The 22,369-nt window shown below is 63.4% G+C and carries 24 protein-coding genes and 1 pseudogene; 13 read left to right on the top strand and 12 right to left on the bottom strand.

Annotated elements, in window-relative coordinates; all coding sequences use genetic code 11:
* Positions 1-352: 352 nt before the first annotated feature.
* From GON04_RS00215 to GON04_RS00180, 9 genes and pseudogenes are all read right to left on the bottom strand, one after another.
* The gene (locus GON04_RS00215) at positions 353-664 is read right to left on the bottom strand and encodes an NYN domain-containing protein (RefSeq protein ID WP_338050857.1); all 312 of its coding nucleotides are present in this window, start codon (positions 662-664) and stop codon (positions 353-355) included.
* A 99-nt stretch (positions 665-763) separates the two neighbouring features.
* Positions 764-1,339 (bottom strand): hypothetical protein, encoded by a 576-nt coding sequence (locus tag GON04_RS00210; protein WP_157395996.1) that lies wholly within the window; start codon positions 1,337-1,339, stop codon positions 764-766.
* Positions 1,340-1,548: 209 nt separating this feature from the next.
* A complete protein-coding gene (locus GON04_RS00205; protein ID WP_232532906.1) occupies positions 1,549-3,024 on the bottom strand; it encodes a hypothetical protein in 1,476 nt (491 codons plus the stop codon).
* 3 nt (positions 3,025-3,027) lie between these two features.
* A pseudogene (locus tag GON04_RS27245) lies at positions 3,028-3,375 on the bottom strand (TniQ family protein); the annotation flags it as partial.
* Between the two features lie 14 nt (positions 3,376-3,389).
* Entirely contained in the window at positions 3,390-4,349 is a 960-nt protein-coding gene (locus GON04_RS00200; RefSeq protein WP_157395994.1) for a TniB family NTP-binding protein, read from the bottom strand.
* A complete protein-coding gene (locus GON04_RS00195) occupies positions 4,346-6,322 on the bottom strand; it encodes a Mu transposase C-terminal domain-containing protein (RefSeq protein ID WP_157395993.1) in 1,977 nt (658 codons plus the stop codon). The genes GON04_RS00200 and GON04_RS00195 overlap by 4 nt, the downstream gene beginning before the upstream one ends.
* Positions 6,322-7,074, bottom strand: a complete 753-nt coding sequence (locus GON04_RS00190) for a hypothetical protein (protein ID WP_157395992.1) — start codon at positions 7,072-7,074, stop codon at positions 6,322-6,324. Before GON04_RS00190 ends, GON04_RS00195 begins: the two co-directional genes overlap by 1 nt.
* 44 nt (positions 7,075-7,118) lie before the next feature.
* Complete coding sequence (locus GON04_RS00185) at positions 7,119-7,559, bottom strand: hypothetical protein (RefSeq protein ID WP_157395991.1); 441 nt, start codon at positions 7,557-7,559, stop codon at positions 7,119-7,121.
* 547 nt (positions 7,560-8,106) lie between these two features.
* On the bottom strand, positions 8,107-8,553 hold the full coding sequence (locus GON04_RS00180; RefSeq protein WP_157395990.1) for a hypothetical protein: 447 nt from the start codon (positions 8,551-8,553) through the stop codon (positions 8,107-8,109).
* A 754-nt stretch (positions 8,554-9,307) separates the two neighbouring features.
* Here GON04_RS00180 and GON04_RS00175 point away from each other — a divergent pair.
* From GON04_RS00175 to GON04_RS00160, 4 genes are all read left to right on the top strand, one after another.
* Positions 9,308-9,718, top strand: a complete 411-nt coding sequence (locus tag GON04_RS00175; protein ID WP_157395989.1) for a hypothetical protein — start codon at positions 9,308-9,310, stop codon at positions 9,716-9,718.
* A 14-nt stretch (positions 9,719-9,732) separates the two neighbouring features.
* A complete protein-coding gene (locus GON04_RS00170) occupies positions 9,733-10,122 on the top strand; it encodes a putative phosphothreonine lyase domain-containing protein (protein ID WP_157395988.1) in 390 nt (129 codons plus the stop codon).
* Between the two features lie 77 nt (positions 10,123-10,199).
* Complete coding sequence (locus GON04_RS00165; protein WP_157395987.1) at positions 10,200-10,463, top strand: hypothetical protein; 264 nt, start codon at positions 10,200-10,202, stop codon at positions 10,461-10,463.
* 363 nt (positions 10,464-10,826) lie between these two features.
* A complete protein-coding gene (locus GON04_RS00160) occupies positions 10,827-11,141 on the top strand; it encodes a hypothetical protein (RefSeq protein WP_198349175.1) in 315 nt (104 codons plus the stop codon).
* A gap of 336 nt (positions 11,142-11,477) precedes the next feature.
* On the opposite strand, the gene GON04_RS00155 is transcribed toward GON04_RS00160, so the two are convergent.
* Together GON04_RS00155 and GON04_RS26985 are read right to left on the bottom strand one after the other, a co-directional pair.
* Positions 11,478-11,777: a CcdB family protein gene (locus GON04_RS00155; RefSeq protein ID WP_157395985.1), complete on the bottom strand. Its 300-nt coding sequence runs from the start codon at positions 11,775-11,777 to the stop codon at positions 11,478-11,480.
* The gene (locus GON04_RS26985) at positions 11,777-12,070 is read right to left on the bottom strand and encodes a type II toxin-antitoxin system CcdA family antitoxin (RefSeq protein ID WP_157395984.1); all 294 of its coding nucleotides are present in this window, start codon (positions 12,068-12,070) and stop codon (positions 11,777-11,779) included. The genes GON04_RS00155 and GON04_RS26985 overlap by 1 nt, the downstream gene beginning before the upstream one ends.
* A gap of 761 nt (positions 12,071-12,831) precedes the next feature.
* On the opposite strand from GON04_RS26985, the gene GON04_RS00145 reads away from it, so the two are divergent.
* The 8 genes from GON04_RS00145 to GON04_RS00110 are packed head-to-tail and all read left to right on the top strand — an operon-like array spanning position 12,832 to position 20,079.
* Positions 12,832-14,016 (top strand): ABC transporter substrate-binding protein, encoded by a 1,185-nt coding sequence (locus GON04_RS00145; RefSeq protein ID WP_157395983.1) that lies wholly within the window; start codon positions 12,832-12,834, stop codon positions 14,014-14,016.
* Between the two features lie 26 nt (positions 14,017-14,042).
* Positions 14,043-14,900, top strand: coding sequence for an ABC transporter permease subunit (locus tag GON04_RS00140; protein WP_181653561.1), 858 nt, complete (start codon positions 14,043-14,045; stop codon positions 14,898-14,900).
* Entirely contained in the window at positions 14,897-15,898 is a 1,002-nt protein-coding gene (locus GON04_RS00135) for a branched-chain amino acid ABC transporter permease (RefSeq protein ID WP_157395981.1), read from the top strand. The genes GON04_RS00140 and GON04_RS00135 overlap by 4 nt, the downstream gene beginning before the upstream one ends.
* Entirely contained in the window at positions 15,895-16,635 is a 741-nt protein-coding gene (locus GON04_RS00130) for an ABC transporter ATP-binding protein (RefSeq protein WP_157395980.1), read from the top strand. Before GON04_RS00135 ends, GON04_RS00130 begins: the two co-directional genes overlap by 4 nt.
* 15 nt (positions 16,636-16,650) lie before the next feature.
* Positions 16,651-17,352 (top strand): ABC transporter ATP-binding protein, encoded by a 702-nt coding sequence (locus GON04_RS00125; protein WP_232532905.1) that lies wholly within the window; start codon positions 16,651-16,653, stop codon positions 17,350-17,352.
* A 23-nt stretch (positions 17,353-17,375) separates the two neighbouring features.
* Positions 17,376-18,008, top strand: a complete 633-nt coding sequence (locus GON04_RS00120) for a MarR family winged helix-turn-helix transcriptional regulator (RefSeq protein ID WP_157395978.1) — start codon at positions 17,376-17,378, stop codon at positions 18,006-18,008.
* On the top strand, positions 18,005-18,961 hold the full coding sequence (locus GON04_RS00115; protein ID WP_157395977.1) for a PDR/VanB family oxidoreductase: 957 nt from the start codon (positions 18,005-18,007) through the stop codon (positions 18,959-18,961). Before GON04_RS00120 ends, GON04_RS00115 begins: the two co-directional genes overlap by 4 nt.
* Before the next feature lie 32 nt (positions 18,962-18,993).
* Positions 18,994-20,079: an aromatic ring-hydroxylating oxygenase subunit alpha gene (locus GON04_RS00110; protein WP_157395976.1), complete on the top strand. Its 1,086-nt coding sequence runs from the start codon at positions 18,994-18,996 to the stop codon at positions 20,077-20,079.
* Positions 20,080-20,118: 39 nt separating this feature from the next.
* Here GON04_RS00110 and GON04_RS00105 read toward each other — a convergent pair whose 3' ends face one another.
* The gene (locus GON04_RS00105; protein ID WP_157395975.1) at positions 20,119-21,039 is read right to left on the bottom strand and encodes a LysR family transcriptional regulator; all 921 of its coding nucleotides are present in this window, start codon (positions 21,037-21,039) and stop codon (positions 20,119-20,121) included.
* A gap of 210 nt (positions 21,040-21,249) precedes the next feature.
* On the opposite strand from GON04_RS00105, the gene GON04_RS00100 reads away from it, so the two are divergent.
* Entirely contained in the window at positions 21,250-22,356 is a 1,107-nt protein-coding gene (locus GON04_RS00100; protein ID WP_157395974.1) for an FAD-dependent monooxygenase, read from the top strand.
* The last annotated feature ends 13 nt before the right edge of the window (positions 22,357-22,369 follow it).

Below are 22,369 nucleotides of genomic sequence, written 5' to 3'. Positions count from 1 at the left end.
GATGGACTAGCTCAGCGCTGGTGGCGCGGAACGCCAGGCGGGCGACCGTCTCAGCCGCCTGTGCGGAATCAGACCCGACAGGGACCCGACGCCCTGCGTCGAGAATTCCAACGGAGCCGAAACGCGCACCGACACGTCAATGAATTGGCGGTGAAGAGGAGCACGGCGCCCTATGACCAGGGTTCTACCCGCAGGCATGGCGTGGGACCGCAGGCGGCTTCGCCGAGCCGTCAGCGCCGCCCAAACGCTTCCTGTGAGCTTGCTGGCCAGGCACCGAGGAGCGGCTTGCGAGGGGGCTTAGGCCGTGCGGGGGCACTGCGTGAGCAGACGCCAAAACCGAGTCCGCGGAAGGTCAGTGGTAGCCGCTCTCGTGTTGCGATCGGATCGCATTCAAGACGATGAACTCGTCGTAACCCGTCTCATGCTCGAGCAGGTCACCGGCGTCTAGGACGAGATGGATGTCAGTGCTAGTCTTGCCCAGGCTGGTGTCCGGCGGGCGGTCCACGATCTCAAATCCAGCTCGGAGAAACGCGTGCCTGTGTACTTGGTACGAATTGGGGTTGAGGTAGCACCGCCGGACCAGAAGGCGACGACGCTGCCCCTCATTACGTGGATAGGGCAGTTGGAACGAGTCTGTGAGCTGAGGCATCGCGGCGAACGCCATCGACCAGCTCTCCGCCCCAGATCGTGTCGCCCAAATGCAGCATTCCACGGCATTCTTGGAGTTCGTGCAAACTGAGGTGAGAGCCCTCTTCTGGCACCCTCAAACCAGTACCCCTATACGCAACTGGCGGCCAGTGCCCCGGGAGTGCCACGTCCAGTCCAAACGCATTAGGCCTTTGGCATGGGCCGATGGATCCGCCGACATCTCCACGATGCGGTGCTCCACGATTCCCGTAGGTGATCGAAGGCGCATGAGCGCCGTCGAGATGATCTGATCCTCCATCGCTCGAACACGGTTCTTCCACTGATCGCGCGGGTAGTCAACGCCGAGCGAAGGTTTCCACGCCGCAAGCTCGCGCGACGACAGAGGGAGCTCATAAGCCGCGATCTTGCGCAAATCGCAGAGGACAAGCGGCATCCCTTCTCGGAATGCGCCTTCCCACAAGTGCGTGCGCACCGCCTCGCAACCCGGGTTGAACACAAGGTGAAAGAAGATCCTGCCCGTCGCGACAGAGATGACGCTCACCGGCGCGTGGTCGTCAGGGAAGAAGAGCTCGGTTTGCCTGATCTCATCATCCCGCGTGAATTCCGGAGTGACGACGACAGCGCAGGTCTCTCGGAGTTGGCCGGCTCCATGGCCGATGGTGCCGTCGTGCGAGCGGGAAACGAAGTGCATGAGTGCCTCAGTGATGAAAGATGTTCAGACATAGCGCCAGGAGCCACGGAAATTTGCTGCCTGCTTCCCGTGTGGTATGAGCAGGCGCAGACGGCCACCAGCTCGGCGGCGGTCACACGACATTCACGCGCGAGGGGTGAGCGTCGCGGTTCGGTCGACGCTCGAGGGGCGCTCGCCTTGCCAGTCGGTTGAGCCTGCCGGAGTTCAAGCTAGCTTTGTTCGACCTGCACGAGATCCAGAATGCGCACGAGCGTTCCGCGTTTACCGCCTTCGCCAAGGAGGGGAACGCCTCTGCGAGCGAGTTCGTCTGCGATCCCTCGCGAGGAGGAGTCCATTCGGGAGGCAAGGCAGGACAGAGGGGTGAACTCCAGAAGGAAGCGCACGAAGTCCTGAAGGTCGATGACGTGGGGACGCCCCTGAAGGCTCGGCGCGCGCACCGCAGAAAGAAGACCCGAATCGACCCAGGTCTTGACCGCGTCGTAGTGCACTCCAGCGAGTTCGCTGATCTGCTGCACGTTGAGTTGCAGCTTGACGGAGAAGCTCGCAATGTGCTTGTGTACTTCGGTCTTGTCGAAGAGCATTCCGCCGACTTGGCCCGACGCATCTCTGCCCGCCACCGGGAGGGAGCCATTGCCGATCTCACGCAGAAGATCGACAAGGCGTTGCCGGTCTGTCGTACGCCGCAGGTTCAAAGCACGAAGCGCGATGACCTCTGACGATGGGGCACTCACCTCTTGAGGCGCGCTCGTGAGCAGCCGATTTGCAAGAGCCTCAAGCGCCGACCGGTTCACCCGGCCCTGAGTAACCGGGGGCAGTGTCGCTGGGTCGCTGATCTCGACCAGGCCTGCCTCCTTGAAATAGCCGAAGACGGACTGCGGTACGCCGAGGAAGGCGGCGGCCTCCGACTCGTCACAGTAAGCAGCACGAATCCCGCGAAGTCGGTCAATCTCGGTTCGCGCGAGAAAGCGCTGCCGATTCGGGGCGCTATTGCCTTCCGGCGAGCGGGCCTCAATCCTCCCGTCCTCGATCCCGGATCCGAGGCGTTCGGCGCGCACGCCCAGTTCACGGGCAGCTTCGGCCAACGACAGCCATTCCTTCTCCACCGTTGCCAGTGCCTGCAGATGACGCGTGCGGGCATCGATGGGTCCCTCGTGTACCTGAACGATGCAATTCGCGGCCGCGACTCTGAACGGGTTGTACGCCGGGTCCGGGAAGCGGCGGAACAGAAACCTGTACCAGGTGCCGAGTCGCGGCGAGTCGCTACTTGACTGCCCGGGCCCCGGGGCCTGCATGAGGGCGGTGAGAGTCCTCGAAAAGGACTCCGGCCACTGCTGCGTGATGTTCGCAAGCGCGCCTAGACGCTCCCGCGCGGCTGCCACAGACTTTGGAGCAGCAGTCTTCCCGGCTTTCGCGGGGCGTGCAGTCACGTCTTCAAACCCAAAGTGATTCAGCAGTCCCAGCAGGAACAGGTCGAAATCAGGAGGAACGCCTGAGGAGAGGTCCAGAGGCAGCGTAAGCTGCGCCGGCACGAGGCCGTCCAGAAGGTGAGCGACTTCAACCTCCAACGGCGACGCCGGCGAGGCTGGAAGCCGCCGCAGGTCGAACCCGCAATCGCAGATGTGCGCCAAAGGCCGATCCTGACGCAGTCTTGTGTCGCAGGAGGGGCAGTGCTCAATCAGCTTCACTGAATGGACGGGGCAGGCCGTGGCGAGCTGGTGCGACCAGAGCCGCCGAGAGTACTGAGCCGCCTTGAGGCAGTCGGGGCAGACCGCATCGCAGTTGGCACGAGTCAGGGACCGGCGCAGAGCCGGGACTGCAGGCGCATCGCTGGGTGCCAGCGGTTCAAGCAGCGATTGCGGTACACCGAGTGCGTCAGCCAGTTGGCGCAAGCTGAGAGCATCCGAGCGAATCGCATGCGAGATCTCTAGCTCCTGCAGAAGTGCACGGCGAGAAGCGATGTGGTTCTCGTGCGCAAACCGCCTCACGAAGTTGACGAGAGTCTCACCAGGGATGGGTTCGGGCCTCTTGACCCACATAGGAGTACCAGCCATTACGTTCTCCGGCCCCTGTCCTGGTCCTGCATTGGCTCGTTGATCTTCTGCAGCAGTTGCCGATGTGCCGCGTTTAGCATCTCGTCGGTGATCTCTTCAAGTTCAAAGGGATTCCCGATCTGTCGTTCAGGAAGGCACTTGTCATAAGCGCGCGCGAATACCTTTTCAGTCAGGGTTCCACCCTTCCCTGTAACGATCACAGCGCGCTCGAACAGGCGCGCGACAGGCCTGACCAAGCCCCGAGATGCGAGGTAGGCGGCTCGTGAAAGTCGGTCTTCGTTGATGTCGAGCGTCCACCCATGTTCAATCGCCTGCCCCGAAAATGCCGCCACCAGGTCGCGAAAGGCCTTGCGGTCCGCATCGATGTGCCATGCGTACGGCTTCATCTCGATCGGACGCAATGCACGTCCTTCGAGCTGATCGTTGTCGGTGAGTAGCCGCAGTGAATGTGACAGCCCGGCCATGACGACCGAAACCTTGGCGCGATCGAAGATCTGTTTGATCCAGTCCGCCGTCAATCGGTTGGCCTTGGTCTGTGTGGCCCGCGTGGCACGCGCCTCGGCCGCGTGGTTTGTCTCGTCCAGGATGAGCACCTGAATGCCGGAGTCCTGAAGCAATCCGATTGCACTTTCGCGTCTCTCGGCACCCGACCCTTTGACGAGTCGGATGTTGCGAATCTTCTTGATGATGCAGGCGGCCAGTGCGTCCGCGGTACTGCCAGCGGGAAAGCTGACATGCAGAACGAGCGGATGGCCAGTCTCGGTCAATCGATCTTCAAAGGACGCGACGAGGTCCACGATCAACTCAGTCTTTCCCATTCCAGACGGGCCGAGCAGCATCGCAATCATCCGTGGTCCGCCTTGAAGGACCAGGTCGACTTCCTCCAGCAGGGCTTCACGGGCGCCGGCGTAGCGGGCGTGGTCAAACACCCACTCGTCGTAGATTGCCAGCTCGGTCATCGCTGCCCCCGCTTTCGTCCTACTGGGCGAGTGGCTGTTCGCGCCGGCGAGCTAGCCTGGCTAGGTTCATCGACGCCAGGGGTAGCAGCAGCCGGCGTATCACCGAACGATTGGGGCTTGAGTGCGTCCGGCATGGTCTTGGTTGTCTCCGCGTGAGCGCGCTCGAGCATGTCCTTTCTTCGCTGCGCCTTGTTTGCGCCTCGCACGCCCTTGGCTCCAGGTTCGATCTCATTGAAACGCGCCAAGCGATTGGCAAACGTCCTCTCGTTGAGGGCCTCACCATCCCGGATCATCTGTTTGCGAATCTGAGCTGCACCCGGCCGATCCACGGTCAGCCCCCGCAGTTCCTTCGCTGTCGCGGGCGCATCTCCCGAGCCATCCTTCGAGTGCACGAAAATCGTGACTGCGTCGACATCGGAGTAGCTGAACTCGTAGCTGCCGGGCCCGTTGCGACGGTACAGATGAGCCAGCTCATCGGAGTGGTAAGTAAAGCCGTCAAACCTGATGCCGTCGTGATTCATCACTCTGGTCTCTCGCCTAAAACAGACGGCACGTTCGAACTCCTCGCGACTGACAGGGAATGGCTCCATCTGTGACTTCTTCATCTCGATGACCAGGTCGAGCGGCGACATGGCTTTGCCCCACTTGTAGGAGCGCAGCTTGTTCACAAGAAGCACGTACTCGTCGAAGATGAAGCGGAACAAGCGTCCTTCAAGTTCGGTCAAGGTGAGCAATCTCTCCGATCTCGGCACCTCGCGCTTCTTGCCCGTAACGGCCGAGAGAATTGATCCGGGGAGTGTTCGGACGAACTCACGGATGATTCCGAAGAACCGTTCGACGTGGGGCTTCTCCTGCGGCGTAAAGGGCTTGCACCGGGCGCTATCACCCAGCAGCACGCGCACCACCGCAGTCGCAATTTCCCCGATGAACTCACTTCCGTTGTCGACGCTCGCCTTGATGGGCTTGCCAAACAGTTCGACGCGCTTCTTGATGCCATGCCTCTCGTCCAAGTCGGGCTTGGGAAAGTACATGAACCGAAGGCAGTCCATGAACGGCAGTACAGACGGCTTCTGGATGGTGAGGGCGAGGCCAGCTGGGTAGCCGGAGGCCACTTCGATGGCGGCATACAGAACCGGCCTGCCGACGTTCTCGCCCTCCTCGTTTCTTACGAAAATGTCCAGCCAGCTCGCATCGATTTCTACGAGTTCCCAGAGCAGGTCAGCACTGTGCACATGCACCGCCACACGTGTGAGCGCCCTGCGCGTACGCGAATCGAGCCTGGCGCCCATCTTGTCGATCCAGTCCACGCGATTCAGAAATGCGGCGAACTGCCTGATGCTCCAACGGCGGCGTGGCTGCGGCGGCCGGTGCTCGCTGCCCTCGCACTTCTTCGCATACAGGGCCTCGACAAAACCCCAGGCCGTCTTGAGTGTGAACAGATCGCTGGAAAGCAGCGCTTTGTCCGCCACTTCTTTCATCGCCTCCAGGAGCAGAACGTCTGGGCCCTGGCGCCTGTTTCCGCACCGATGCCAGCCAGGCGACAGCATGGACTGATGACTCGCGGCGGCGCGCCGCCAATAACGGAGAGTGCGCTCGCAGGGGACTTCCCACCCCTTCTCTTTGCACAGCGCCTCGATATCGGCCCGGGCAGCTCTGAAACTTTGGTCACGCTCAAGCACCAGCGCTTCGCAGTTCAGAATTGCCTCGCGCTTTTGCCGCTCCGTGCGTGCGGTGTCGCTCTCATCTGAGACCCATGCGGCCTCGACGACATGCTCACGTCCGCTTCGGTCCTTCGCAATGCGCTTTATCTCGCCGTCTGTGAGCTCCTGCCGGAACCAATCGATGGACTTGACGGCTAGATCACCGTCGTCCGCCTCGATTTCGAGTATTTTGTGTTCCAGACGGAGTGCAGAGATTCGCCACCCTTTGGCTCGCCATTCGAACCGGTTGCCAATCTGAGGTGTGTCGTGCATCAGAGCCCCAGCTGGAGAATGCGGAGATGGGTGAGGTCACCGTGTGCCGGCCTGAGCTCGGTGTGCGGACCCAGGACGCCAGCCCTCAAGTCACAGGCTACGACGCCGGCCGCGATCCCCATCTGAATGACGGGATCAGCAAACCTGTCCCGGAGCGTCGCCACCTTCATCGGGGCTTGCCAGCATTCGACATCGCGAATGAGAGGCTTGAGCGCGTCAGCGCCGGTCCGACGCAGCGCGTGAGTTGCGTCCCTGATGCAGACCATGTTGAAGTTGAAACCCGGATACCGGACCTCTTTGTCGGTAACGCACATGAAGCGGTAACCTAGCGCCGACAGTGCGGCTCGCCATTGCTCAACCTTTCCGGGAATGCGATCGAGTTCTTCATCGGTCTTGCACTCGATGACAAGCTCGGTTCCAAGTGCGCCGCTGACGGAAAAGTCAGGCGTGTAGACGTAGACGTCGTCGGGGTCCTCCCGGTCCTCTCGTGGCGGGACGGGGGGGTAGGCAGCCAAGGCTGCTTTTTTGGTTGGGAATACCCTCAGAAGATCCAACCTGATCGTGAGCGGCTGGGGTTTGATCACCTTCACGCTCGGATCGATGTCCAGGGCCCGGGCGGTAGACGCTTCAAGCGGGCTCTCCACGCGTAGTTCATGCCCCATGGTGATGCTGGCCACCATCTCTGTGCGACGCTGATCGCCTCGCAGTCCCAAGGGGCGCGCCATCTCGCGCGCATACTGGTCAAGACGCATTCAAGTCTCCTGGAGCAGCCGCTTTTGTCGGCCGCCCTGTTTCTTCAAGGTGCATTGCATTGGGCGAACTCGGCCCTCCCGCTTTGAATGCGGGATGACTCAAGTTGACGGTGAGCCCCGACGGTCTTGCACTCGATCAAAACCTTGGTTCCGAGGGTGCCGCTGACGGAGAAGTCCGGCGTGTAGACGTAGACATCGTCGGGGTCTTCCCGGTCCTCGCGCGGCGGAACGGCGGGGTAGGCCGCCAAGGCTGCTTTTTTGGTTGGGAATACCTTCAGAAGATCCAACCTGATCGTGAGCGGCTGGGGTTTGATCACCTTCACGCTCGGATCGATGTCCAGGGCCCGGGCGGTAGACGCTTCAAGCGGGCTCTCCACCCGTAGTTCATGCCCCATGGTGATGCTGGCCACCATCTCTGTGCGACGCTGATCGCCTCGCAGTCCCAAGGGGCGCGCCATCTCGCGCGCGTACTGGTCAAGACGCATTCAAGTCTCCGGGAGCAGCCGTTCGTTGGCTGCCTGTCTCTTCAAGGTGCTTTGCATAAGGCGAACTCAGTCCTCCCGCTGTGCGTGCGGGATGTCTGAAATTGACGGTGAGCCCCGACGAAGGGCGCATCTGCACCTCTCCGCCGTGGCAATGACGCTGGCTAGAAGCTCACGGCGAAGCCTCTGACGCGACGCACGGACGAAGTGCGCCAGCAGAGGTTGCAAGGGAAGTTCCGCAACAGGAGAGGGGGAAGATGCTCACGTTTTCGCACCGCGGGCGAGCAATGGTTCGCTCGCGGTGCGAAACGCGATGGGTCCTCGGGGACGGGTGTTCTGACAGGCGCACGTTGATGCCGGGTGGCGGGATTGGAACGGATCGTTTGCGTCTCTCAACGCCTCAGATGAGGTCGGGGCATCGCCGCAAGTGAATGCGCGGGCGGATGCTGTTCGCATGAGGCCGAGAGAGGACGGCAAATGATATGGGGCGAGCGCGCGCTCGCCCCATGGCCAAATGGCTAGTCGTTGGTTATCAGCACTAGCCAAATGGCTAGTCCGCCGAGAATGGATTGACAAGGCCTGGTGCTCCGGATAAACCGGCCTCGCCAAGGAGCATGAGCCGCGCCATCAGTAGGCGATGGTCAGGGGCCGCTCGCTCCAACGGAGTAGGTAGGCCGTTGGCCAGAGATCCGCGTTCGAGCCGGCGCAGCGCCGCCTCCACGGTCCACTCGGCCGAAAGAGATTGCTCGACCTCTCTTGCCTCCAGCCAGCCGATGGCGATCATGACCTGCACACGCGGCCACCCGACGTAGGTTGCCAGCGTTTGAACGTGATCAAGCGTGAGGCTCGCGAGCCGCAGTGGCTCCTTTTTTACTTTGTACCAATGGCCGACTGACATGTCCATCTTGCGAGCAATGTCGGCCGGTGAGTCGTTCTTCTCCTGAGCGCGTTGGACGATCGCGTCCCGAAGGTGTTCGGCACGCCTCAGTCGGTCCACGTTGCTTTCTGTGTTGATTCCTCTTGACGGTGGTGGTTTCAAAACGGTTTCCTTGAGCGCAGAAGATCCTCTGCTGACCGTCTAGAAACCCAGCGCGAAGAACGTGCACTACAGAGGTCCCTGATCCGTTCTTGATGCGGCAGTGACTCGCATGTGGTGCGACTGAGAGCGGGAATGTCCAGAAACGCATTCCTCGAGATACGCCGCAAGCTTGCGTCCGTGGGAAAGCTTGCAACTGGAGGGCCGACACCATGAGGAAGATGCGGTGAGCAAGGACAGACCGTCCAGTACTCCCGTGCCAGGCAGTGTGACCAACGCGTCGACACCGCGTTGTGAGGGAACAGGAACTTCACTAACGACAGGCCGGCTCGATGAGTCGCCCACCCTGTGGACAGCCTGGTTGGACTACTACGCGACGGGGGAGGGTCGGATCCTGATGGCATGCATCACGTACGCCAACTGCGGCGATCAGATTCGCGCCAGGTTCGCCGAGAGGTTTGATCCGTGGTACGCAAGAGGTTGTGAAGTGCAGCGGGGTGTTGTGCGAAACGAGCTCACGCGCCTTCTGTGGAGTGGAGAAGCGCTAGACATGATCGAGCGCCTTGCAGCACGCGGCGCCGTGATCGATGTGCATTCCTGGCTCGCGTGGAATTTCTCCTGATGTGTGCCACCGCAGTGTCGTTCTGGTTGAGGAACCTGGAGTGCGGAGTTGGAGAAATGCCTTCTGAACTAGAGGAACTAGAGGAACTAGGTGATGGGTATTGAAGACGAAACACGGGCCTTCGTGCAGCCATACCGCGCACTGTTTGACGGCGAGCCAGATGTGAGCGTGGACCAAGGTTGGTGGCCGGCCGTGGCGAACGCCTTGGATGCTCTGCTCGCCTTGGGCGAGGAGTACCCCAAAGCCAAGCTGCGAGTCTTTCAGGTTAAGCAAAAGCTCGGCGAGCTGCGGATTCAATGCGAGCTTGACTGCGTTCCTCCTGTGATGCGTCTACGGTTGGACGCGATCCTGCATAGCGCTGCAAGCGCGTGCTCCGTCACGTGCGAGCGATGTGGACGGCCAGGAAAACAGATGTGTTCGAGCTTCGGATGGCTCAGGGTGCTGTGTGACGAACACGCTGCATCGCAGCGCGAGCGCGACGCCAGACTGGATTCAGAAGAATGAGTTCGGAGCGGACGATGCCCGACAGCTTCCTTTTTCCAAGCACCGCGCTCGATGCGACCTGGCTAGGCCTCACCTCTCCCCGGCAGGCGTTTACTAGCACCGATGCATCGGGGAAATGGCTGATCTTCCGCCCGTCGGCGATGGTCGACCAAGCGTGGATCCAGGTACTCGCCTTGATCTCGACTGGGGGACTGATCTGCGCCAAGGTAAGCACGCGCCGAGGAATCGTGCTTGGTGGCTATGCAGACCACGTCATTTGCGTCTACACGCGCGATTGGCGGGATACGGAGGACGTGATGAAGGTGAGAGGCGTGCTGCGAGTTGCTGGCTTCGTCGAGGTCCTTCGCTACAAGCGCGATCTCGACACTCGTCTCGGGATCGAACGATTCGTCTATGAGGTTTGAGTTGGTCCGCAGTGGGCCCTCAACACTCGGGTACCTCGCGTCGGCAGTCAACTGATATCGCCCGTTTGGAGTCAGCCATGAGATCCGTGACCTTGAAATCAGTGAACTTGAGTGATGTGAGCGTGGGTGACACCCTCACCCGGATGCTGGGAGGAACCTTTCCCATGCTTCTGAGGGTGACCAGGACGGACGACATGCATGTCTACTGCGCCACCCCTGACGGCAGGGACGAGTGGGTCTTCGAGCGCGCCGGTGGTCTCGAATACGACCCCGAATTGGGCTGGGGCAGTCGATTCGGCATTACGGGAAGTTTTATCTCCGAGGTTTCGAAGGGACTCTAGTGAGGCTGCACACGGACCACCGGCTCGAGCACGGCATTCGGTCCGGCTTTAGATCACGTGGTCTTCCTTGGGCGCCAGCCCCGTGCGGGCCGCGGTTTCTGCGTGGAGCGAGCTCGGGTAAGTGCTTGTGTGGCGCCGAGATGCGGACTGCTTGAGTTCCGTGCACGGATTGGACCGAGCGGGTCACCGCGGCAAAGGTGCGCTTTCGGCGCCGACTACTGACACGAGATCAGTCATATGCGATCAACGCTTTACACCCCAGACCTGTGGACCCTCCTCGAAATAACGAACCCCAGCGGGGAGCGGCATTTCCGCGTGCTGGCTTCTTGGTACGGCGGCTACCTAGGCAGCGACTCTTGGCGGATGTCCAGCGGCATCACCAAGATTGAGCTGGCGGAAGGCGAATACCGCATCCACAACGAGAGCGGCAGCGTCTACAGTTGTAGAAGTGGAGCAGAGGGCATGTCTGGCTTCGCTTCGAGCGTGCTCAGGCGTTACCAAGACGATGTGGCCGCGCTGGGCGTGACGATCAGACAGCTCGAGAAGATCGAGAGTGGCCCTCTCCCCATCCATACTGCACTCATGAAGCAACTTGGCGACTTCGTCGAAGTGGTGCAAGTGGCTTCGAGCGAGCGGCTGCCGCCAGACGAGGAAGATTCGCGGGGCCTGCGGCTGTGACAAAGTGGCGCGCCGCGCGCCCCGCGAGCAGGACGAAGACCTCTGAGGTCCGTGACGGCCTATACAAACGGGGCGCGCTCGGCCGCGCCCTCAGTTGGTGGCCAGTCCTTCGCCGCCAGATCTGCGTGTCCGCGAGCATGCGCTCCAGACGGTCCTAGGCGCTTACGCTGCGCCGGCCCGATCAATGGACTTGAGACTTCGCTCGATGTCTCGAACCGACATCGGCTGCACCATCCAGCGTTGTGCGAGCCATTGCCCCTTTTGATTGGGAGGTTACTACGCAACTGACCACCTCTTTGCAAAGCTCAGCCGTCTCCTATGCAACGGTCGCCGAGCTCAAACGCCCTGGAACAAGCAGTCCAAGGCGTTGACGATTTCATGAGCCTGTTCTTGCAAGTCCGCCACTTCGGAGGCAAACAATCGCCGGGGGACCGCAGCGATGAACTGGGTAACCATCACGTGCGGCACACCCGTGATTTCGAACATCGGATTGAGTGTTCGTGCCGGTTTGGGCGCAGCGTCCACGGGCAGTAACGGCACGACAACACAGGTGCTGAGGTGACTCAGCAGGTTTGCTTGGACGTCGAGCAAGAATCCGTCGCCTTCCGAGTTCGCGTAGACACGGTATCGACTCATCAGAAATTGCGGTACCGAGCCAGGGGCAAGCCGTGCGCTTCGACAAAAGCGTTCGAGCTTTCCAGCGCCTCGCGGTTTTCCGCGAGCCAGACCTCGGCCCGCTTGCGAGCCACGGCACCTGCGACGCCGACTTCCGCCGCCTGAGAAAGATTGACGCCAAGCTCCTTAGCCTCCTCGACCAAGGCCACGGTCAGCGTGACGTTAGTGGACCTGCGTCGCAGAGCCGCGCCGTCCCGTCGAGTGGGCGGGCTGGGGTGCTCGGAAGAAGGAATAGTTCGGCGCGGGCGGGGCATTCTCGGTCTCGGCTCTCATCAGAGATTGGTGGCGTTTGACGAGTATAGGCCCCATGCCTAACGCGCGCAAACAACGCGCGTAACATACGCGCATGGCGAGAACGCTCATGCGGTCATTGCGTAACCTGACTAACGGTTCAGCTTCGAGCTCGTTGCGGCGGACGGCCTGATTTCGGATCCGAATTCGATCGGCCACCCCGTCGAAACCCGCGCGAGGATTGCGTTTGCGCCGGAAAGGGGGTCAGTTGCGAAGTAACCCCCTTTGATTGCGCTCAAGGCCACTCAGCCCGCACTCTGCTGCAAGAAAGCAGCTAACCTGCGGACGCCAAAGTTGGGCCATCGGCCGGCTTTCCTCGGTCTTGGCGTTCATCGGGAAGTCGTACGGCCAGAGGCTGCGGACGCTTTTTCCACTCAATTGCTGAGTGGTGCCAATGTTCGCGTTGTCGAATCTGAGGTGCACAGCGCCTAGTGTGGCCGGGAGCTCGCCACGAACTTGCTGTCGAAGCAAGGACTTTGCGGATGCGGTTGCCACTGTGGGAAAACGGATCTTGATCCGCTCTGCGACCTCGAATGCGATCTCTGGGGTGGGCCGCGCGCGAGGGGCCGCCAAGAGCGAGCCGAGCGAGCATCCCCCACCCCGACCTAAGGGTAAGTACCGAGGCTTCATCCATGTGATTGACATCGCAACTAGTTGATATCGCAACTATGATGCGTTCTGTTCCCAGCGGCATTCGCCACGGTCGTACCTCTCGGAGTCAACCATGCCCCTTTCCCGCCGCCAATTCGCGCGCTCCCTCGCGGTCGCCTCGACCCTGGCACTTGCTTTCGCCAATGTCCACGCGCAGGCGCCGTCCATCAAGGTCGGCATCATCGGCCCGTTTTCCGGTCCGTTTGCTCACTATGGCGCCCTGTTCAAGGCGGGGTCCGAGGCCTATGTCGCCTCGGAAGGCGGCAAGCTCGCGGGTCGCACCGTCGAATTCATCTACCGCGACACCGGCGGCCCAAACCCGGCGCAGACCAAGACGCTGGTCCAGGAACTGATCGTCAAGGACAAGGTGGACTACCTGGGCGGTTTCGTCTTCACGCCCAATGCCTTCGCAGTCGCACCGCTGATCCAGCAGTCGCAGACGCCCACCGTCGTCTTCAACGCGGCGACCTCCGCCATCACCGACAAATCGGAATACTTCATCCGCACGAGCTACACGCTGTGGCAGGTGAGCGTGCCCCTAGCGCAATGGGCGGCCAAGCAGAACATCAAGAAGGTGGTGACCGCGGTCACCGACTATGGCCCCGGCATCGACGCCGAAACGGCGTTTAAGAGCGAGTTCACGAAGCAGGGTGGCACGGTGGTCGAATCGATCCGTATGCCGATCGCCACCTCCGACTTCGGCCCCTTCGCGCAACGCATCAAGGCCAGCGGTGCGCAAGCGGTTTACACCTTCCTGCCGGGCGGTCCGCCCAACCTGGGCTTCGTCAAGGCCTACAACGAGAACGGTCTGGCTAAGAGCGGCATCCAGTTCCTGGGCACGGCGGAGACCGACGAGTTTGACCTGCAGAAGCTCGGTGACAGCGCCATTGGTCTCACCACCGCCTTCCATTACTCCGGCGCCCACGACTCCCCGGCTAATCGCAAGTTCGTCGATGCGCTGAAGAAGCGCGACCCCAACGTCGTCGCCAACTATGCATCAGTCGGCGCCTGGGATGGCATGTACGTCATCCACAAGATGATCGAGGCCACCGGCGGCCAGCGCGATGGCCTGAAGGCCATCCATGCTGCCCGTTCGCTGCAATGGGAGAGCCCGCGTGGCCCGGTCCGCATCGACCAGAAGACTCGCCACATCGTGCAGAACGTCTACCTGCGCAAGGTCGAAAAGGCGGGCGCCGTGCTGATCAACAAGGAAGTGCAGAACTTCGGGCCGCAAGCCGACTACGGGCTGGACAAGTAAGCAACAGGTCGGACCGGGGGCGTGCGGTGATTCTCTTCTCAAATATCCTGGTCGATGGATTGGCCTACGGCATGGTGCTGTTCGTCATCGCCGTCGGCCTGTCCGTCACGCTGGGCCTTATGCGCTTCGTGAACCTGAGCCACGGGGCTTTTGCGATGGTGGGCGGCTACTGTGCGGCGCTGCTGGTGCGCGAAGCCCAGTGGAGCTTCTGGCTGGCTGTGCCAGCCGCGGTCGTCACCACTGGCCTGTTCGGTGCGACCCTCGAGTCCCTGGTGCTGCGGCACCTGTACCAGCGCAAGGAACTGGAGCAGGTGCTCTTCACCATCGGCCTGAGTTTCGTTCTGATTGCCTTCACCAATGCACTTGCCGGCCCCCAGGTGCAGTTGATCCCCTTGCCTGCGGCATTGGCAGGCTCGGTGGACCTCGGTTTCCGCACTCTGCCGGTGCAGCGGCTCCTCGTGATCGGTGTCGGCCTCGCGGTGGCGGGGCTGGCCGCCTGGACCGTCGCCCGTACCCGCTTTGGCGTGTGGCTCCGCGCCGCGGTGGACCACAGCGCTACGGCGTCCACGCTAGGAATCCCGATCCGAACCGTGCAATGCGTGACCTTCGCCGCCGGGGCGGCACTCGCGGGCCTAGGCGGCATCCTTGGCGCAGAACTGATGCCGCTCGAGCCCTACTACGCCCTCAAGTACCTCGTGCTGGTGCTGGTGGTGGTAGCAGTCGGCGGCATGGGCAGCACTGCCGGCTCCCTGGCCGCAGCCGTGCTGCTCGGCGTGATCGAAACGGCAAGCAAATACCTGGCGTCCGACTGGGGCAGCCTGTTCTTCTTCCTCGCCATGGCCGTCCTGCTCGCCTGGCGTCCCCAGGGCCTGCTGAAGCGATGAACACTCTTTCCGTACCGGGGCGCCGGACTCTACGCGCCGCAGATGAGGGCGGTGCGCCGCGCTGCGTGCCGGCCTGGCGAGCGCCGCTCGTTCTGCTGGCGGCCGGCACAGCCGCCTGCCTTCTGCTGCCCGAGCAGCAGGGACTGCTCACTCGCGTCTTCATCACGGCACTGTTCGTGCTGTCTCTGGACCTCATCGTCGGCATCGCCGGCCTCGCCACCCTGGGCCATGCTGCGCTGTTTGGCGTGGGTGCCTACGCCGCCGGTATCTTCGCATTGAGGGGCCTGCCCGACCCAACACTTGGCCTGGCCGTCGGCATCGCCGCCGGTTCCTTGCTGGCACTCGCCACGGGGACATTCCTGCTGCGTTACCAGGGCTTCACGTTCCTGATGCTGACGGTCGCCGTTGCGCAGATCGTCCTGAGCATCGCCCAGAAGGCGCGTGACTGGACCGGAGCTGATGACGGCCTCTCAGGATTCACCATGGGGCCACTGCTGGGTCGCTTCGCCTTCGACATCGAAGGACGCGTGGCCGCCTTCTACACACTGGCCGTGCTGGTGATTGGGCTCTACGTGCTCAGGCGCGTAGTGGACTCGCCCTTCGGCCTCGCCGTGCGCGGCATCCACGAAAACCGCGCCCGCATGGCGGCCCTTGGCACGCCGGTCTTTGTGCGCTTGCTCACCATGTACGCGATCGCCGGCGGCGTGGCGGGCGCGGCCGGCGCGCTGTCCGCGCAGACCACCGCTGTGGTCGGCCTCGACAGCATGTCCTTCGCGCTCTCGGCCGAGGCCTTGGTGATGCTCGTCCTGGGAGGCGCGGGGCGCCTCACCGGCGCTTTGGTGGGGTCCGCTGTATTCACGCTGCTGCACCACACCGCCGCCTCGATCAATCCTTACCACTGGCTGTTCGTCGTCGGCGCCCTGTTGATGCTCGTGGTGCTGGTTCCACCCGCGCAGGCCTGGGCCTGGCTGCGCCGTAGGCTGGGGGCAACTGCATGACCGTCTTGCTGGAACTGCGCAGCCTCGACAAACGATTTGGCGGACTGCACGTCACCCGCGGCGTGAGCCTGGAACTCGCCGCCGGCGACCGCGTGGCCCTGATAGGACCCAATGGGGCGGGGAAATCGACCTTGGTCAACCAGATCGGCGGGGTGCTGCAGCCCGATGCAGGATCCATCCATCTGCGGGGGGTAGATGTCACGCGGATGCCGCAGCCGAAGCGCGCGCGCGCCGGCCTCGCCCGCACCTTTCAGATCACGACGCTCGCGCCGCAACTGCCCGTTCAGCGCCAAGTCGAGCTCGCGCTTCTCGAGCGTGAAGGCCTGACGCACTGTGTTTGGCGCAGCATCGACGCCTATCCGGCGCTGCAGGCAGAAGCGCAGGAACTGCTGGTTCGCCTCGGCCTGCGCGAGCACGCTGCAACGGCCACGGAGGACCTCGCCTATGGCGAGCAGCGTCTGGTGGAGATGGCGCTGGCACTGGCCTTGAAGCCCAAGGTTCTGCTGCTCGACGAGCCGATGGCGGGCGTGCCCAAGGGTGACGGTGCTCGCCTGTTGGCGGCACTGGATGCACTTCCGCGCGACTTGGCCGTGCTGATCATCGAGCACGACATGGACCTCGTGTTCCGTTTGGCCACCCGCATCGTGGTGCTGGCCGAAGGAGCGGTGCTGGCTGCCGGGGACCCCGACACCATCCGCCGCGACCCCAAAGTGCGTACGGCTTACCTGGGCCACTGAACCATGACCCAAACGATGCTGCAACTCGAGGGCGTGGTGGCCGGCTATGGCCCGACCACAGTGCTGGATGGCCTGGCGCTGCAGGTGCGCGCCGGCGACCGGCTTGCCATGGTCGGTAGAAATGGGGTCGGCAAGACAACGGCGCTGCGCGCCATCATGGGCCTGGTGCCGATCCGCGCCGGTCGGATCACGTTTGACGGGCGCGATCTTGCCGGTCTGGCGCCGCACCGGCGCGCCGACCTGGGTATCGGATACGTGCCGCAGACGCGCGACATCTTTCCCTCGCTCACGGTGGAAGAGAACCTCGTGTCCGGCCTGAAGCGTCGGTCCCGCGCCGCGCTCGACGAAGCGTATGCCTTGTTTCCTCGGCTGGCGGAGCGCCGGCGAAACGGCGGCAGCCAGCTCTCGGGCGGCGAGCAGCAGATGCTCTCCGTTGCGCGGGCCCTGCTGGGCCAGCCGAAGCTGCTGCTGCTGGACGAACCGCTCGAAGGACTGGCGCCGTTGATCAGGCAGGAACTGCTGCGCGTCTTCCGTCAGATGAGCGAGCAGACCGGCATTCCCGTCGTCGTCGTGGAGCAGCAGGTGGACGAAGTGTTGGCGTACGCGAAGCGGGCCGTCATCCTGAACCACGGCACCGTGGTACACGAGGACAGCGCCGCCGGCCTGCGCCAGGACCAAGCGGCGTTGGACCGCTGGCTGGGCATGGCGGTGCATTGAGCGGTGTGCGTACAGTGACGTTCATGACCCCCTCCCGTCCCAAGACCCGCGTTTCTGCGGCGCCCGCCAAGTTCCGCACCTCCCGACCCACCCCCCCCGGTAAGCCGTCGGAGGGGAAGGAACTGCCCTCCCCCGACGTCATCGACCTTGATCGCTACGCACCCGCCTTCCTCACGTGGATCGCCAACAAGCTATCGCGTGGCGCTTCCCAACACTACCTGGCGCTGTTTGACGTCGGCATCGAGATCTGGCGCTGCCTGGTGCTGCTGGCCGTCCACGGTTCGGTGACGGCGCAGCAGGTATCGCGTGTGATCGGCATGGACAAGGGCGCGGTCAGCCGCTGCTTCAAGGTCATGCAGGAGCGCGGCCTGATCCGCACCGAGCTGGACCCCGCGGACGGCCGGGCCCGCATCGCCGTGCTGACGCCCGAAGGCCGCGCCCTGCACGACCGCGTGCGCGAAGTTGCGCTGGAGCGCGAGCGCGCGTTCCTGTCAGTGCTGAACCCGGACGAAGTCGACACCCTGCTGTCCCTGCTGCGTCGGTTGCACGAGAACCTGCCCACCGTGGAAATCGCCACCCAAAACTATGTGAAGCGCCGCTTTCCCGAGGCGGCTGCGCGCGGCCGCAAGCGGCGTAACGAAGACGAGGAAGAATGAACGAGATTTCGGTCGAAGTCCGCAGTCGCACCGAGGAAGCGGACGGCATCTGCAGCCTCGAGCTGGTGCATCCTGGCGGCGAGCTGCTGCCCGCCTTCACTGCCGGCGCCCACATCGACGTGCACGTGTCGCCGCAGCTGGTACGCCAGTATTCCCTTTGCAACGACCCGACCGAGCGGCATCACTGGCGCATTGCCGTGCTGCGGGATCCGGCGTCGCGCGGCGGCTCTGCAGGCGTGCACGAGCGGCTGCACGCCGGAACGACCCTACAAGTCAGTGCGCCCCGCAATCATTTCGAGCTGGTCGCGGCGCGGCGAAGTGTCCTGGTGGCCGGTGGAATCGGCATCACGCCCATCCTCGCCATGGCCCAGGTGCTGCATGCCACGCAGCAGGAATTTGCCATGCACTATTGTGCGCGCAGCGAGCGGCGCATGGCCTTCCGTCGGGAGATCCAGGCCTCCGGCTATGCGGCGAACGTTCGCTTTCATGCGGCCGATGGGCCGACTGAGCAACAGTTCGACCCCGGCCAGGCGCTTGCCGGAGGCGACGCCGCCACCCACCTCTACGTCTGCGGCCCCTCGGGATTCATGGACCACGTGCTGGTGACCGCGCGGGCGCTCGGCTGGCCCGAGGAGAACCTGCACCGTGAGCAGTTTGCCGCTGCCCCGGTCGCGACCGGCGAAGACTTGGCCTTCGAGGTGCAACTCGCCCGCAGCGGCCGCACGTGCACCGTCCCCGCCGGCCGCAGCGCCCTGCAGGTGCTGCTGGAACAGGGCGTCGACATCCCGTTCTCCTGCGAGTCGGGCGTCTGCGGCACTTGCATCACGCGCGTGCTCGACGGTGAACCTGCGCACCGCGACAGTTTTTTCACCGACGCCGAGCGCGCCGCGAATGACCAGTTCACGCCCTGCTGCTCGCGTTCCCGGACCGCCCGACTCGTGCTCGACCTCTAAACGCGCCGCCACCACCACCCTGAGACAAAACCATGCAGATCGCCAACATCGCCCAGCCCACCTCGTCGAAGGTTCCGCCCGCGCGCTTCCCGCGCGACCAGTGGTACGTGGCGGGCTTCTCGTCCGAACTGACGGACCAGCCCCTCGCCCGAACCTTCCTCGGCGAGAAGGTGGTGTTGTTCCGCACCGGCGAGGGCCAGGCGGCCGCGCTGGAAGACCGTTGCTGCCACCGCTCGCTTCCGCTGTCCTGCGGCACCGTGGAAGGCGAGGGCCTGCGCTGCGGCTACCACGGCATGCTGTACAACCCGGCCGGCCAGTGCATCGAGATTCCCGGCCAGGAGCGAGTTCCCTCCAAGGCGAAGGTGCGGTCCTACCACCTCGTCGAACAGAACAAGATGCTCTGGATCTGGATGCCCGCACGCGAAGGTTCGACCCCTGGGTCGGCTCCACCGGTCTACCCGTTCCATGAGCATCCCAACTACAAATGGGGCAGCGGCATGTACCACTACCAGGCGCCCTGGCAATTGATCCACGACAACCTGATGGACCTGAGTCACCTCGGATACGTGCATCTGAAGACGATCGGTGGCAATGCGAAGCTGCACATGAATGCCAAGATGAACGTCACGCAGGACGGAGACCACGTCAAGGTCGTGCGGCAGATGCCCGGCTCGACGCCGCCGCCCACGTACAAGGCAGCCTGGCCCTTCGGCGACAAGTGCGAGCGCTGGCAGGAGATCGAGTTCCACCTGTCGCATCTGCGCATCTGGACGGGGGCGTGCGAACCCGGTACCGATGCCATCGACGATCCGCAGCGCGGCGGCTTTCACATGCGCGGCCTCCACGGCATCACGCCGGAGACTGCCGAAACCTGCCACTACTTCTGGAGCATGGCGAGCACGCGCCACCCCGACATGCCCGAGAACATCGACGAGGTGATCCGGCAGACCGCATTCACGTTCGACGAAGACCGTGTGGTCATCGAGAAGCAGTACCAGAACATGCGCGAGTTCGGCGAGCGGGCCGACTGGCTGGACATCCACGTGGACGTGGGCGCCAACCGCGCGCGGCGGGTCGTGCAGCGGCTGACGGAGCTCTCCGAGGCCTCGAAGGCCTGAGCGCCTCCCCAAGCCACTCCGTTCGAGTGGTGGCCAGGCCTATCGTCGAACGGTATCCATGTCCACCACCGCCTGCAGCAAGACCTGACGCAGCCAGAGCAGGCCAGGGTCCTTCGATCGGTATTTGTGCCATTGCGTCACCTGCTTCATTTCCGGGAAGGCGATCGGTGGCGTGTGGACCGTCACTGGAAGGTGCCGCGCGGCCTGGAATGCCAGCCGCGTGTGGACCGTGGCAATGCGGTCGGTGCCGACAACCAATGCCGGCGCAGCAGCGAAGCTGAAGGTGGTGATCTCATCCCGCCGCGTCAGTCCATAGCGTTGCACCACCCATGATTCGAATGAATTCGGCTGAATGCTGGTCGGCTGCATCGCCACGTGTCCGGCGACTGCGTACTGTTCGAAGGTAAGCGGTCCCTGAGCGAGCCGTCCGCCGCTCCAGACGACACAGCTGAAACTCTCGCTGAACAGGGTTTCGGTGGGGTGGTTCGGTGAGCAGTAGTCGGCCGGCATGATGAGCATGTCGACCTCGCCCCGCTCCAATTGACGCGTGGGATCAATCGTTTGCGGCTGCAGTAGGAACCGTACGCCGGGCGCCTGCGCGTGCGCCCGCGCCACGACGTGCGGCATGAGCGTGTTGAGCGTGTAGTCCGAAACGAACAGCCGGAACTCGCGGTCCGAGGTGGAGGGGATGAACTCGGGCTGCATGGCAATGGACGTGTCCACGCGCAGCAACACGTCGTGCACGGCATCGCGCAGCACCTCAGCGCGAGGCGTCAATTCCATCCGCCTTCCGACCTGCACCAGCAATTCGTCATCGAAGTAGTCCCGCAGGCGGGCGAGCGCATTGCTCATTGCCGACTGGCTCATGTGCAGGCGCTCTGCGGCGCGGCTGATGCTCATCTCCTCGAGCATCGCATCGAGTGCCACAAGCAGGTTGAGGTCCAGTTTGTTGAATCGCATGGGGACGGCCGTGGATGGTACGCCGGGCTCCCTAGAGGGTTTACCCGAAATGTATTTGCCAGACTGATTCCTCGAATGGAAACAAACAATTTTTCGAAAACCGGGTCACTTCGTACTCTCGCGCCACTTTGTCGATGGGTGCGAGAACGCAGTGGAGTCCGCTGGCTTGATGGATGCTCGGAATGACGCAGATGTGGGCGGGAGTGCGCGGTGAAGCGTCGCGTCGTCTGCGTCGTCGGTGGCGGCCTTGCGGGCCTGGCATGCGCACTGGCCGCAGCCCAGGCCGGCGCGGCTGTGCGGCTGCTTGAGGCACGCCCCGACCCAGTCGCGCCGGAGGTGCACGTGGATGTCGTCCCCAGCATGCTGCGCGATCTGGCCCGGCTCGGAGTCGCCGACGCCTGCGTGCGTGCCGGATTTGCCTATCGGCGCATCAGCGCGATTGGTCAACGCGGCCTGCCACTGTACTCGCTGGATGCACCCCGGCTTGCCGGGGCCCGCTATCCGGCGGCCCTCGGGATCGCCCACTCCGACTTGCAAGAGATTCTGGCCGCAGCCGCGCGGGACGCCGGTGTCCACATCCGCTACGGGGCGCAGGTTTTGCGGGTTGTGGACATTAGCGACGAGGCCCTCGTGGATGTTGAGGGGGAGCCGGCGCTGTCGGCCGACTTCGTTGTCGTCGCCTGCGGTGGCCGCGACCCATTGCGCGAGCGGGTGTTTCAGGCGGCCCCCTCGGGAGCCGCGAGCGCAGCCTGGCTCTACCTTTTCACGCGCCGCTCCCCAGGCTTTGACGAAGCCCTGAGTGCCGTTACCGCCGCGGGGGACAAGGCCTACGCCGTTCCTGTTAGCGGGTCGCGCGTCGGGGTGCGGCTGGCATCGCGTGGCGCGCAGGCACCTGCGGATGCGGCGGGCGCTCGCGCATTGCTTGCCCGCTTTCCGGGAGTCATGGGCGACTTGGCGCACCACGTAGCGCCCGAGACGGAAGTCGTGCGCCGCCCTCTTGCTCTCGGCCTGATGGTCTCGCCATGGGCGCGCGGACGGATTGTCGGCGTAGGGGAATGCGTCCGCGCATTGCCGCCTCACTTCGGCCAGGCAGCAGCCCAAGCCATCGAGGACGCGGTTGTGCTTGGCGAACTGCTTGCCGGATTGCGCGAACCGCGCGAACTGGCGCCAGCCTTTCTAAAGCGGCGTGAGCCGCGCGTCCGCCAGATCGCAGCGATCGCCCTGCAGGCGGCGCGATGGGACGAGATGCCCGGCACCGAGACCGACCTGCTTGCCCTGTCCCGCGCGCTCGACCAGATCGTGCATTCACCAGCTTGAGCGCAATCCATCA

The organism is Ramlibacter pinisoli, from assembly GCF_009758015.1.
In the GTDB taxonomy this organism is placed as follows: Bacteria; Pseudomonadota; Gammaproteobacteria; order Burkholderiales; family Burkholderiaceae_C; genus Ramlibacter; species Ramlibacter pinisoli.
The sequence above is the reverse complement of the archived record's forward strand: the minus strand, read 5'-3'. Positions and strand labels throughout refer to the sequence as shown.